Annotated in this window: 14 protein-coding genes; 11 read left to right on the forward strand and 3 right to left on the reverse strand. The window is 45.7% G+C overall.

All coding sequences use genetic code 11. From position 1 onward, the window contains the following. Nucleotides 1-4: 4 nt before the first annotated feature. The 8 genes from ABCW47_RS06630 to lexA all read left to right on the forward strand — a co-directional run bounded on the left by ABCW47_RS06630 (nt 5) and on the right by lexA (nt 4,738). Nucleotides 5-331, forward strand: coding sequence for a ribosomal-processing cysteine protease Prp (locus ABCW47_RS06630; protein ID WP_343209066.1), 327 nt, complete (start codon nt 5-7; stop codon nt 329-331). A gap of 4 nt (nt 332-335) precedes the next feature. Next, nucleotides 336-623, forward strand: a complete 288-nt coding sequence (rpmA, locus tag ABCW47_RS06635) for a 50S ribosomal protein L27 (RefSeq protein WP_343209067.1) — start codon at nt 336-338, stop codon at nt 621-623. A gap of 158 nt (nt 624-781) precedes the next feature. Next, the gene (obgE, locus tag ABCW47_RS06640; RefSeq protein ID WP_343209068.1) at nt 782-2,074 is read left to right on the forward strand and encodes a GTPase ObgE; all 1,293 of its coding nucleotides are present in this window, start codon (nt 782-784) and stop codon (nt 2,072-2,074) included. A 23-nt stretch (nt 2,075-2,097) separates the two neighbouring features. Further along, nucleotides 2,098-2,406 carry a ribosome assembly RNA-binding protein YhbY gene (yhbY, locus tag ABCW47_RS06645; protein ID WP_343209069.1) on the forward strand — a complete coding sequence of 103 codons (309 nt, stop codon included), beginning with the start codon at nt 2,098-2,100 and terminating at the stop codon, nt 2,404-2,406. Nucleotides 2,407-2,414: 8 nt separating this feature from the next. Beyond that, nucleotides 2,415-3,023, forward strand: coding sequence for a nicotinate-nucleotide adenylyltransferase (gene nadD, locus ABCW47_RS06650; RefSeq protein WP_343209070.1), 609 nt, complete (start codon nt 2,415-2,417; stop codon nt 3,021-3,023). 24 nt (nt 3,024-3,047) lie between these two features. Next, entirely contained in the window at nt 3,048-3,644 is a 597-nt protein-coding gene (yqeK, locus tag ABCW47_RS06655) for a bis(5'-nucleosyl)-tetraphosphatase (symmetrical) YqeK (protein WP_343209071.1), read from the forward strand. Nucleotides 3,645-3,666: 22 nt separating this feature from the next. Then, nucleotides 3,667-4,026 carry a ribosome silencing factor gene (rsfS, locus tag ABCW47_RS06660; protein ID WP_343209072.1) on the forward strand — a complete coding sequence of 120 codons (360 nt, stop codon included), beginning with the start codon at nt 3,667-3,669 and terminating at the stop codon, nt 4,024-4,026. A gap of 94 nt (nt 4,027-4,120) precedes the next feature. After that, on the forward strand, nt 4,121-4,738 hold the full coding sequence (gene lexA, locus ABCW47_RS06665) for a transcriptional repressor LexA (RefSeq protein WP_343209073.1): 618 nt from the start codon (nt 4,121-4,123) through the stop codon (nt 4,736-4,738). 122 nt (nt 4,739-4,860) lie between these two features. Here lexA and ABCW47_RS06670 read toward each other — a convergent pair whose 3' ends face one another. After that, nucleotides 4,861-5,619 carry a LytR/AlgR family response regulator transcription factor gene (locus ABCW47_RS06670; protein ID WP_343209074.1) on the reverse strand — a complete coding sequence of 253 codons (759 nt, stop codon included), beginning with the start codon at nt 5,617-5,619 and terminating at the stop codon, nt 4,861-4,863. A gap of 281 nt (nt 5,620-5,900) precedes the next feature. Between ABCW47_RS06670 and ABCW47_RS06675 the strand changes: the two genes are divergently transcribed. Together ABCW47_RS06675 and trxA are read left to right on the forward strand one after the other, a co-directional pair. Then, nucleotides 5,901-7,589 (forward strand): FAD-dependent oxidoreductase, encoded by a 1,689-nt coding sequence (locus ABCW47_RS06675; protein WP_343209075.1) that lies wholly within the window; start codon nt 5,901-5,903, stop codon nt 7,587-7,589. 82 nt (nt 7,590-7,671) lie between these two features. Then, nucleotides 7,672-8,019, forward strand: a complete 348-nt coding sequence (gene trxA, locus ABCW47_RS06680; protein WP_343209076.1) for a thioredoxin — start codon at nt 7,672-7,674, stop codon at nt 8,017-8,019. Nucleotides 8,020-8,090: 71 nt separating this feature from the next. Here trxA and ABCW47_RS06685 read toward each other — a convergent pair whose 3' ends face one another. Beyond that, nucleotides 8,091-9,140, reverse strand: a complete 1,050-nt coding sequence (locus ABCW47_RS06685; RefSeq protein WP_343209077.1) for a tyrosine-type recombinase/integrase — start codon at nt 9,138-9,140, stop codon at nt 8,091-8,093. Then, nucleotides 9,121-9,867, reverse strand: coding sequence for a tRNA lysidine(34) synthetase (locus ABCW47_RS06690; protein ID WP_343209078.1), 747 nt, complete (start codon nt 9,865-9,867; stop codon nt 9,121-9,123). The genes ABCW47_RS06685 and ABCW47_RS06690 overlap by 20 nt, the downstream gene beginning before the upstream one ends. A gap of 419 nt (nt 9,868-10,286) precedes the next feature. Between ABCW47_RS06690 and ABCW47_RS06695 the strand changes: the two genes are divergently transcribed. Then, nucleotides 10,287-13,304, forward strand: coding sequence for an N-acetylmuramoyl-L-alanine amidase (locus ABCW47_RS06695; RefSeq protein WP_343209079.1), 3,018 nt, complete (start codon nt 10,287-10,289; stop codon nt 13,302-13,304). Nucleotides 13,305-13,314 lie beyond the last annotated feature (10 nt).

A 13,314-nucleotide genomic window follows, 5' to 3' on the forward strand; every position in this document is an offset into this window, starting at 1 on the left:
CTTTATGATTACGGTAACGATGTTCCGAAACAGTGATCAGGTTTTTACCGGATTTCAGGCGGAAGGTCATGCGGGATATGAGGACTACGGTTCTGATATCGTGTGCGCGGCTGTTTCCGTATTGACGATCAATGCGGTTAATTCGATTGAGGCTTTGACGGAGGATTCCTTTCAGGTGAAAAACCGGGAGGATGGTTTCTTGTATCTTCGGTTGGATGACGGCTTTGGTGAGAAGTCAGAATTATTATTGAATTCTTTGTATCTTGGTCTTCAGGATGTGGAGAGTTCCTATGGGAATGAATTTATTCGGCTTATGCTCAAGGAGGTGTAAGGTTATGTTGAACATGAATCTTCAGTTATTTGCTCATAAAAAAGGTGTTGGTTCTACAAAGAACGGCAGAGATTCCGAGTCAAAAAGACTTGGTGCAAAACGTGCTGACGGACAGTTCGTATTGGCCGGCAATATTCTTTACAGACAGCGCGGGACCAAAATTCATCCGGGCATCAATGTAGGACGCGGAAATGATGATACATTATTCGCACTTGTTGACGGAGTTCTTCGTTTCGAAAGAAAAGGAAGAGATAAAAAACAGGCTTCTGTTTATCCGGTGGATGCAGAATAAGATGAAAGACAAGCCCCAATCTTTATGAATTGGGGCTTTTTTTCAATTTAAGGGAATAATCCTGTCAGCAAGTATGCCTCGGCGTACTTGAAAAAAACAGAACTTTTGTTCCTTCATGGAGAAAATTATTTCTGTGAAGATTTTGAAAGGAAAATAATATGTTTGCAGATCGTGCAAAAATTTATATAAGATCAGGAAACGGCGGAGATGGACATGTATCCTTCCGCCGGGAACTCTATGTACCGGCAGGCGGGCCGGACGGCGGAGACGGCGGAAAAGGCGGAGACCTTATTTTTGAGGTGGACGAGGGGATCAATACCCTGAATGAATTCCGCCATATCCGCAAGTACTGTGCGGGAAATGGTGAGTCCGGGGGCAAGCGCCGCTGTCACGGCGCGAATGGCGCGGATATGATAGTAAAGGTTCCTCCGGGGACCGTTGTAAAAGAGGCGGAGAGCGGCAAGGTAATCGTGGATATGTCCCATGAAAATAACCGTGTGGTTCTGTTAAGAGGCGGAAGAGGCGGAAAAGGTAATATGAATTACGCCACTCCGACCATGCAGGCGCCCAAATATGCCCAGCCAGGACAGCCCGGCGTGGAGCTGAACGTGATGCTGGAATTGAAGGTGATCGCCGATGTGGGTCTGGTTGGTTTTCCAAATGTGGGAAAATCCACATTCCTCTCGTCGGTGTCCAATGCCAGACCGAAGGTTGCCAACTATCATTTTACCACCCTCAATCCCAATCTTGGTGTGGTGGATCTGGACGGTACGGATGGATTTGTCATTGCGGATATTCCCGGCCTAATTGAAGGCGCAGCGGAAGGAATCGGTCTGGGGCACGAGTTTCTGCGTCATATAGAACGTACCAGGGTTATCATTCACATGGTGGATGCGGCATCCTCAGAGGGTAGGGACCCGATTGAAGATATTAAGATCATCAACCAGGAGCTGGCTTCTTATGATCCGGAATTGCTGAAGCGTCCCCAGGTAATCGCGGCAAATAAAACAGATCTGTTCTTCGGGACAGAGGAGGATACGGTTGTTACCCTTCTGAAAGAAGAATTCGAACCCCAGGGGATTCGTGTATTTCCCATTTCGGCAGTAAGCAAAAAGGGGATTAAGGAGCTTCTGTACTATGTAAATGATCTGTTAAAGACGCTGGACCCGGACCCGGTTGTATTTGAACCGGAATTCACTCCGGACGATATTATCATGAATTCAAATGAGCCGTTCAGTGTAGTGAAGGAAGCGGAGGGGCTCTATGCGGTGGAAGGACCCAGGGTTGACCGTATGCTTGGCTATACGAATCTGGAGTCGGAAAAAGGGTTTGAATTTTTCCAGCGCTTTATGAGAGAAAACGGTATTCTGGACCAGCTGGAAGAACTGGGAATCCAGGATGGCGATACCGTCCGGGTTTATGGACTTCAGTTTGATTATTATAAATCATAAGAGAAGAGAGTATGGAGGATACTATGACGAGTAAGCAGAGAGCTTATTTAAAGGGTTTGGCGATGACGATGGACCCTATTTTTCAGATCGGAAAAGGCAGTTTGTCTCCGGAAATGACGGAGGGGGTTAGTCAGGCGCTGGAGGCAAGAGAGCTTATTAAGGTCAGCGTACTTCAGAACTGTACGGACGATCCGGGGGAGCTGGCCGGTATTCTGGCTGAGAGAACCAAATCACAGGTTGTGCAGGTGATCGGCAAGAAGATCGTACTGTATCGTCCTGCAAAGCAGGAAGAGAAACGTAAAATTAAGCTGCCGGAGGCAAAAAACAGGTAAGGTGTATCGTGAAGAAAAGAATCGGGATTATGGGCGGTACTTTCAATCCGATCCATACAGGGCATTTAATCCTGGCGGAGAATGCATATGAGCAGTTTGATCTGGAGACTGTTTATTTCATGCCATCCAAGCATCCTCCCCACAAAATCAATATTGATATACTGCCGGATAGGCTGCGCAGAGATATGGTCGAACTGGCGATTGCCGGAAACAGTCATTTCAGGCTTTCGGATTATGAGCTGAAGCGGAAGGGGACTACCTATACGGTGGATACTCTTGCCTCGCTGAAAGCGGAGCGCCCGGATGAACAGATTTATTTCCTGGCAGGCGCGGACTCCCTCTTTCAGATCGAAAGCTGGCGGGAACCGGGCAGGATTCTTTCTATGTGCCACCTGCTGGTTGCCAGAAGAGACTCTCTTTTATATGAGAATCTGGAAAAGCAGGCGGAATATCTGAAAGAAAAATATCACTGTGAAATCAGTCTTGTGGACATTCCGGAGGTGGATATCTCATCACAGGGTATCCGGGAGCGGCTGCGCAATGGAATGTCGATCCGGTATCTGGTCCCGGAAAAGGTGGAAGAGTATATCCGGAAAGAAAAGCTTTATCGTTCCTAAGTATGGCAATTGGAGGCAAGGATTATGGCGGCACTGACTCAGCTGCAGGAAAAGGTGAAAAATAAGATTACGGATAAGCGGTTCCGGCATACGCTGGGGGTTCGGTACACGGCTGCTAATATCGCCATGCGCTACGGCGCAGATCTGATAAAGGCACAGACCGCCGCTCTTTTGCACGACTACGCAAAATGTCTGACGGACAAGGAATTATTGTCGGAGTGCCGTCGGTATGGTTTGTCCATATCGGATATTGAGAGGAGAAATCCCTATCTGCTTCATGGAAAGCTGGCTGCCTGTTATGGGGCAGAAGAATTTTCTATAGAGGATGAGGAAATTTTATCGGCGGTCACGTGGCATACGACCGGCAGGCCGGGCATGAGCCTGATGGAAAAGATTATTTTTGTAGCAGACTATATGGAACCGGAACGCAAGATGATCCCGGGGCTTGTCCGTGTCCGTTCCATGACCTATCTGGATCTGGATGAAACGGTGTATCTGATTTATGAAAATATGCTGAACTATTTAAGCGGAAATGAGAATGGGCAGGAAAAAGAGATCGACCCCATCTCAATCGAAGCATATGATTATTATAGAAAGATTCATGACAAAAGGAAGGAATAAAAAGCAGGGAGGCAAGATGCGGATGAATGATTCGAAGAAAATGGTTAGACTGGCGTATGATGCGCTGGAGGAAAGAAAAGCAGAAGATATCAGGGTGATTGAAATAGGAGATATCTCCACAATCGCCGATTATTTCCTGATTGCCAACGGCACAAACCCCAACCAGGTTTCTGCCATGGTTGACAGTGTAAAAGATGTATTGGGCCGGGAAGGCTTTGACCCTAAGCGTATTGAAGGTCTGGGAAATGCCAGCTGGATTCTCATGGACTACGGTGACATCATTATTCATGTATTTTCCAAAGAAGACAGAGCCTTCTATGATCTGGAGAGAATCTGGAGGGACGGCAAAATGGTAGAGAAAAGTGAACTGGACGCAGAATAGTCTTTCAGGAAAAATTTGAGAAAAAAGACGAACAAAGGTTTGCATTTCATGTACAGGTATGCTATACTTTAAGAAAAAGAACGGAGGTTCTGGTATGGCGTACGGCAAGATCAGCAATAAGCAAAGAGAAATACTGGAATTTATTAAGCAGGAAATATTGAATAAGGGATATCCGCCGTCAGTCCGGGAAATTTGCGATGCGGTTCATCTAAAGTCTACCTCGTCCGTCCATTCCCATCTGGAAACGATGGAACGGAACGGTTATATTCGCCGTGACCCAACGAAACCCAGAGCTATTGAAGTGCTGGATGAAGAATTTGCGTCACTCAGACGAAGCGTGGTCAATGTGCCGATCGTAGGCACGGTGACAGCGGGCCAGCCGATTCTGGCTGTGGAGAATATTGAGGGATATTTTCCTGTTATGCGGGAGGCTTTACCGGAAGAGAATACGTTTATGCTCAGGGTTAAGGGTGAAAGTATGATTAACAAGGGTATTTTTGACGGTGATTTCATTATGGTAGAGCAGAAGCAGTCTGCTGACAACGGAGAAGTTGTAGTAGCGCTTCTGGACGATTCTGTGACTGTAAAAACCTTTTACAAGGAAGACGGACATTTCCGCCTTCAGCCGGAGAACGACTTTATGGCTCCGATCATTGTGGATGATGTGGCGATCCTGGGCAAAGTAATCGGCCTTTACCGAAGACTGCAGTAATATATTAACATAGGAAAGTTCTCCAAACTTTCCTATGTAATAAAACAAAAATGGTTCCGCAGCAGACCTGTGTTTGGTCTGTTACAGAGCCATTTTGTTGTTTTAAGAAGCAGTAGAGTACATTAGAGCGTCCGGCTGGTGAGCCTCTTCTGGAATATCAGATAGTCCTTTTTCAATTTTTTATAATAAAGCCGGCTGACCGGATGAATTTCTCTCCAGTTTTTTACCCCGATGGTAAGCTGGTATGCTTTCATGGATTTCACGTAGTATAAATTAACGATCAGACAGCCGCTTACCTGAAAAAACAGATTTTTTGGAAGCTTGGTCATCATCTTTTTCACCGTGTCATAGGTTACATATTCTATACCGTCCATCATCCGTATCGTGAGCCGGTTTTGGGATTTGATCATGTAGACAATTTTGGTCAGCTCCAATGGTATTGTTTTATAATCAGAGATCACCTCAATAAATCTCTTCTGGATTAACTGTTCTGCCTGTCTTCCGCGGATCAATGTCATCGCATTGTGAAGGACCCGGAACATTTTGTCATGGTCAATCGGTTTGACGATATAATACATAGCCTCAAGGTTGGCTGCGTCCATGCTGAAGGAATCGTGTATGGTGATATAGACCAGAACCACATCCGGATTTTCTTCTCTCAGTTTTTTGCCGATGGTAATGCCATCCATACCGGGCATCTCAATGTCCAGAAAAATAATGTCGAAGTGTTTCGCCGTGTCTGACGCGATCAGCGCTTCCCCCTCGGTGAAAACAGCCACTTCAATTTGTGCAGAAATCTGTTTTGCATATTCTTCAGCATAACTTTTAATAATATCAATATAAAAATTAATATCATCACAAATTGCGATACGATATTGCATAACCCTCTCCCCATTTCCCAGAATTTACCATTACTATTATTTTATTGTTTCTTGTCGAAATAATCAAGATAAGTTGTCTGAAAGATACGGTAATCTGTGACATGCTACAGTTTTTTTCTGTTTGTCTGTGTGACAATGTTACTGCTTTTTTGCCTCAGATCAGTTATAATAAACTTAAATCAAAAAGAGGTTTGCTTATTGCTTCTGGTTATTCGGGAAAGAAGGGCATTCAGAAGTTCTTCTTCCTGTTTCATTGTACATTCTGAAAGGAGTATAACGTTATGAAAGTAATTATTATAGGGGGCGTTGCCGGAGGTGCTTCCGCGGCTGCCAGACTGAGAAGGCTGAATGAGGAATGTGAGATTATTGTACTGGAAAAAGGCGATTACATTTCCTATGCGAACTGCGGCCTTCCGTATTATATCGGCGGTGTTATCACCAATAAGGACGCCCTGACGCTGCAGACGCCGGAGAGCTTCTTCAGCCGGTTCCGCATTGATGTAAGAGTCAGAAGTGAAGCTGTTAAAATCGACAAAGAGCAGAAAAAAGTAGTGGTCAGAAAACAGGATGGAGAAACCTATGAGGAGTCATATGATAAATTGATTCTCTCTCCCGGTGCATCGCCGATCCGTCCGGGCTTTGCAAGGATTGAGGACAGCCGGATATTCACCCTGCGCAATATTCCCGATACCTATGCCATCAGAGAATTCGTTGATACACAGAAACCGTCCAATGTACTGATTGCAGGCGGCGGATATATCGGAGTGGAGATGGCGGAGAATCTGAAAAAATGCGGCCTTGAGGTGACGATTGCGGAGATGGCGGATCATCTGATCGCTTCTCTGGACTATGATGTGGCCTGTGACGTTCACCATTATCTGCGCTCGAACGGGATCAAGTTAAAACTGAATACTCCGGTTGAGCGCCTGCAGCCGGAGACAGACGGAATACACGCCAGGATCGGGGAGGAAGAGATCATCTATGATATGGTTCTTTTATCCCTGGGGGTTGTTCCTGATACAGAGCTGGCGAAGGACTGTGATCTGGAGCGAAATAAAAGAGGCGCGATACTGGTGGATGAATCTATGCGGACATCCGACCCGGACATTTATGCTGTGGGTGACGCGATCGCGATACGCAATTATCTAACCGGACAGGAGGGGTATATACCTCTTGCGGGTCCGGCCAATAAGCAGGGCCGTATTGCCGCGGATCATATCTGCGGTTTGAATTCAACATACAACGGGACGCAGGGTTCATCCGTACTCCGGCTGTTTGATATGACGGTAGCCTCCACTGGATTAAACGAAACCGCCGCAAAGAGCGCGGGCATCGACTATGAGAAGATATATACATTTTCCGCCGCTCATGCCGGGTACTATCCTGGTACCACGAATATGGCTGTAAAAATGCTGTACCGGGCAAGTGACGGCCTTGTCCTGGGAGCTCAGATTGTGGGGTTTGAAGGCGTTGATAAGCGCTGCGATGTGATTGCCACAGCGATCAGAGGGAAGATGACGGTATTCGATCTGACCGGCCTGGAACTGTGCTACGCACCGCCGTTTTCATCCGCGAAAGATCCTGTTAATATGATCGGATTTATCGGGGAAAATATTATGACCGGCAAAGTGAAACAGTTTTACTGGAATGATATACCCTCGATTGAGGAGGGGGCAGTGAAGCTGGATGTAAGGACAGCCGCAGAGTATGGCAGAGGCCATATTCCGGGAACGATTAATATTCCCCTTGACAGCTTAAGGGACCATCTGGATGAACTGAATAAGGATAAGACGATTTATGTAAACTGTCAGAGCGGTCTGAGAAGTTATATTGCCTGCCGTATCTTAAAGCAGCATGGATTCGACTGCTATAATCTGGCCGGCGGATTCCGGCTCTATGAAACGGTGACAAAAGAGGTGGAATTTGATCCTTCTCCCCGTTACGACTGTGGTCTCACCATAGAAAAATAACTTCTCCTGGACGGGATTTCTGAGGAATATCCCGGTTATGTGATATTGTTACTGACATTGTATATAATAAATGATATAGTAAATGCAACAACGAGGAAAAAATAAATGGAGGTGCTTTCTTATGGCATTAAAGATAACGAAGGAAAATTTTGAGAGTGTTGTAGTAAATTCTGATAAACCTGTTCTGGTTGATTTCTGGGCAGAATGGTGCGGTCCCTGCAGAATGCTGGGTCCGGTAGTAGAGCAGCTTGCGGATGAGTTAAAAGACAGTGTGGTTGTGGGTAAAATCAATATAGATGAAGAACCGGATCTTGCCGCACAGTTTAGAGTACTTACCATTCCTACGGTGATTGCGTTTAAGAATGGTTCTGAAGTTAAACGCAGCGTTGGGGTTCAGCCGAAAGAGGCTTTAAAACAACTCTTAGACTAATGAATGCAGTATAATTATAATGAAAAAGCAGAGCCTCCGGTTTGAAACGGAGGCTCTGCTTTTTTGCCAATCTACTTTTCTTTTCTAAGCCGTACTACATTAGCCGCGCTGCGGCGGCGGCTGTCCTCGATGGCCGCATAGTGCTTTCGGGTCGTATTAACATCTTTATGCCCCAGAACGTCCGCTACCAGGTATATATCACCCGTTTCACGGTAGAGGTTTGTCCCGTATGTACTCCTTAGTTTATGGGGGGTAATCTTCTTTACTGTAGTAACCAGGCGAGAGTACTTTTTGACAAGATTTTCAACCGCCTTCACCGTCAGCCTGGTATTCTGCATAGAGAGAAAGAGGGCATTCTCATGCCCGGACTTGGCAGCAATTTTTCTTCTTTGATCCATATATTGCTTCAACGCGTCTGCGGCCTCATCTCCAAAATAGACGATGGTCTCAGATCCGCCTTTCCGGCGGATTTTTATACCATTATTCTTAAAGTCCACATCATTCAGATCCAGGCCCACACACTCGGAAACACGGATTCCCGTGCCAAGCAGGAGCGTCATCAGCGCCAGATCCCTTGCTTTTGTTTTCTCATGATACGCTTTCTGCCGCTCTGTCAGATTCTCACCGCTCTCTACCTGATCCAGCAGTTCAGCCACCTCATCCACATCCAGACGGACAATTTCTTTCTGATGCAGCTTGGGAATGTCCACCAGAGCAACAGGATTGGTCGTAATCCGCTCTTTCTTGTAAAAATAGTTGTAAAAACTGCGCAGGGCGATCAGCTTTCTTTTCTTGCCGCACTCGTCGTTAATATGTTCCCTGCCGTCCTTCTGGTAGTAGTTTAAGTAGGCCAGATATTCTTCGATATCAATCGCTTTAATCTGATCCAGAACCGATACTTTCAGATCCTGAACTTCCGTATTTTTCAGGGAAGGATTATTCTGCTTTAAATAGTTGAAAAAAACAATCAGATCGTAGGCATAGGCAATCCGGGTCCGGGAAGAAGTAGTGGGTTCAATACCGCGGAAAAATTCTCCCGCGAACCGGGGCAGATCCTTTTGTAGTTCGCGCAGCTTCAATTCATTCTTAATAGTAACCTGATCATGATAATTCCGTTCCAATGCTTTCCCTCTTTTCTTCCCAAACCGGTTTATAAGTATCCAGAATACCGTGGAAAATCCGTTCTCTGGTACCGGGATTTTCTGCCTCCAGCCGTTTTACCAGTTCCTTGATATATTCCCGCTTGGTATGTCCATCCACGGGACAGGGATTTTTCTGCACAGGGAGCTGATAGTTCTTCTTAAAGTTTATAATATCTGTCTCATGCAAATAGAAGAGAGGGCGGATCAATGTGATATCCATCCGGTCCAGGTACGTGACAGGTGAATAGGTATGAAAACGCCCCTCAAAGATCATAGACATCAGCATTGTTTCCACCATATCATCCATATGATGGGCATAGGCAATTTTATTGCAGCCCAGTTCAACTGCCCTGCGGTTAAAGGCACCCTTTCTCATCTTGGCACAGAGAGAACAGGGATTGGACTCCTGCCTCCGTTCAAATACGATGGATGCAATCTGTGTTTCAACCACATAAAACGGAACCTGAAGCTCTTCACACAGAGCGGCCACAGGGGCCAGATCCAGTCCCTCAAATCCCAGATGAACAGCGATAGCCACCAGCTCAAAGGAGTTGGGATAAAAGCGTTTCAGACCGGAAAGGGCATGGAGCAGCGTCAGACTGTCTTTTCCCCCCGAGATGCCTACCGCAATCTTATCACCTGCCTGTATCATTTGAAAGTCGTCCACGGCGCACCGTGTCAGACTGAGAAGTCTTTGTAATTTCATGTTGTTTATCAAACCCTTCATAGAATAGACGATAAAGTTACAATATAGTTATTCTAGCGAATCACAGGTAAAAGTGCAAGCAATTGTGGGGTTGACCGGCCTTCATAATAATTAAGAATAATTTCTTTGCTTTCTCTGGTATTCTATGTTAAGTTCAAAAGGCTGGCATATGTGGCCGGAAAAAATAATATTTTTGACTAATTTGTGACATGTTTGATTTATAAGATACTGATAGTGAATTCCTGAACCACGGTTCGTGAAAACGACCGTTTTTTTCTGGGATATCTTTTAAGCAGAACCTCGGCGCGGGAATGTGCTTCTGCTACATTCTTTGTTCCGTTCTGCCGGTCGGAAAAGACAACATCTGAGTATGACGTTACCGTTCGAGCGTCATAAATCACACCAAGGAGAGAGTGAAAATGAAGAACTGGAAGAAACCATTGCTAATCCTGTCACTGCTTTTTATTTGTGTTCTGCCGGTCGCTACCGCATCGGCGGCAACTCTGAAAATAAAATACGACGGCAAGAAGCAGGATTACAAAGGGACGCAGATTAAGTATCAGGTAAACGGAAAGAGCAAGAAGTATAACACGCCCGGCCTGCTGGTTAACGGCACGGCAATGGTGGGTGCAAAGGATGTATTCCAGAAAGCACTGGGCGGAACGTACAAATATACCAGCTCCAGCGGTAAAATTGTCATTAAGTTCAATGATAATACGGTGGAACTGAAGGTTGGAAGCAAGACTGCTTACATAAATGGAAAGAAGGATACACTTTCCGTAGCTCCCATGAAGATTTATTTTTACAGTACAAAGACGACGAAAATCTATGTGCCTTCCCGCTTTGTATCTGAGGGGCTCGGGGTGGACTATAAATGGAACGCCGGCAGCGGCACGGTCTCCTTATCAGGAAAGAAACAGGCCGCCAGCCTTAAGATTTATTATGACGGCGCCTGGAAGACCTATACCGGCACCCAGGGCCAGGTCAGCGTATTCGGCAAGGTACAGTCCACAAAGGCTCTGCCTCTGCTGATTATAGACAATACGACTATGATCCGGGCGAACCAGATATTTAAAGGAGCCCTGAAGTTGACCTATGAGTATGATTCTTCTGAGAAAACGCTGCTGTTAACAGATGGAGCGACTACAGTTGAATTTACCATGGACAGCAAAACGGCCTATGTTGACGGTGAGAAACAGACGATGTCAACGGAGGCGAGAGTTATTAAGAATGCAGACGGGGACGGATATGTTATGGTTCCCGGTGAATTTACCTGCGAGGCATTTGGATTAAATTACAAGTGGGACAGCAGTAAGAAGACGGCCTATATCACAGAAAACACAGGGGAAGAACCGCCGGAAGATCCGGAAGAAGAGGACCCGGAATACGAGGGACTTAAGATTTATTATGACGGCTCCTGGAAGGATTATACCGGAACCCGGGGGAAGGTAAGTGTATTTGGCAAAAAGCTTTCAACGGGGGCTATGCCTTCTATTATCATTGACAACACGGCTTTGCTTCGCGCTAAACAAGTATTTGCCACCGCAATGGGAGCGGACTATAATTATAACTCAGCCTCGAAGGTGCTCACACTGACGCTGAACGGCAATACAGTTATCTTTACCATGAACAGCGATACCGCTTATGTGAACGGTATTGCCAAAACGATGGATACCAAAGCCAGGGTGATCAAGAATGAGGAAGGAACAGGCTATGTCATGGTGCCTGGAAGATTTACGGCTAATAGTTTGGGCTATGAGTATGAGTGGAATGCCTCCTCAGGACTTTCTACTATCACAAAGCCGGGTTCTGATAATGGCGGCGGCGACATCACCGTAATTCCTACTACCGTTTATCTGACCGCCTCACCGGAACTTTCCTTCGCGGCCGAAGTCAATAAGATTAAGGGCCTGAAAGATACGGCAGAGATTGCCTCTGCTAATACGCAGACCGCTTCCATCATAAATGTGACGGAAGGGGCATCCGGACAGAAGAGTGAGCAGTATATCATTCGTACAAGTATGCCTATGGGAAATATATCGGCCACTGCAAACGCAAATGGTATCTTATCCATTAATCTGGCGAATACAACAACATCGGATGAAGTCTATAACTATAACAATACGCTGATTAAATATGTCAATACAGCCGGCGTGTCCACATCCAATTCGTCTGTTGTATATATCAATGCCAATGAGGCCGGGAAACTTACGTATGAACTGTCATTGTCACCGGACCGCTGCAGCCTTACCGTGACCGTTTACAGGGATTATCTCACAGAAGCCAGCGCAGGCGCCACATCCACCTACGAGTACGTCCGGCTGAACGGTATAAGCTCCTTTGATTATGATATAACCAATGATTCTTCCCATGTTTATGTAACCCTGAAAAATACGGTTAATGCCCTGGGGAATGTGAATCAGATCATTAACTCTCAGTATTATCTGAACAACCTTATGATCATTCAAAATGGGAATAACACGGTTATTACAATAACAAAGAAGGATGGAGTGCCATTTAAGGCAACGGCAATGTCCGACGGGCTGTTAATCAGCTTTTATGAGGATACGAAAAAATCGGTTATTCCTCTTCCGACAGGAGTGAGTTACTCCAGTATAACCGACGAAGATTTATACCTGAAGAAAAGAATACAGATTAAGATACCGGGAGACTATCTGAGCTTTTACAATGCCAATCCGGTCACGGTACTGGGTGAGAATGTTACGAATACATTCATGAGCTTCGACGGTTATAATACGGTTATCAATATAGACTGTTCCAGGGTGCAGGGATACCGTCTGAGCCAGACTGATAATGGGATCGGCATTACAATCGGTGACCCCGATGAAATATTTGACAAGATCATCGTTCTGGATGCCGGCCACGGCGGAACCGATCCGGGAAGTGTAAAAGGCGGCGTAAATGAAAAAGATGTCGTCCAGAATATCCTATATACTTACGGAAAGGAGATCTTCAACAGTTCCGACATTAAGGCATACTGGACCAGAACTACCGATGTTAAAGTAGATCTGTACGAACGTGCTGCTTTTACGGAGGAAGTAAACGCTGACTACTTCATCAGCCTGCACTTGAATTCCTATACCGGATCAGCCGCTGTCAACGGTTTGGAGGTATATTACTCCAGCAACAATAATTCACCTATTTATAACGGTCTGACCAGCAAGAAGATGGCTGAATTTATTGAAGAACGGCTTCCGGACATGATCGATATTAATCACCGGACCAATCCGATCCGTCAGGCTGGCTATGTGGTGACAAAATATAATTCGGTACCTGCTGTTCTGATCGAACTGGGATATATGACCAACTCCTCGGATCTGGCTAAATTCAAGAAGGAATCCTTCCAGAGAACGACAGCACAGGCATTGTTTGATGTGGTAGAACAGTTATTTGCAGCATATCCGACACAACGTTAATAAGATAGTA

This window comes from Anaerolentibacter hominis (assembly GCF_032380675.1).
Classification (GTDB): domain Bacteria; phylum Bacillota; class Clostridia; order Lachnospirales; family Lachnospiraceae; genus Anaerolentibacter; species Anaerolentibacter hominis.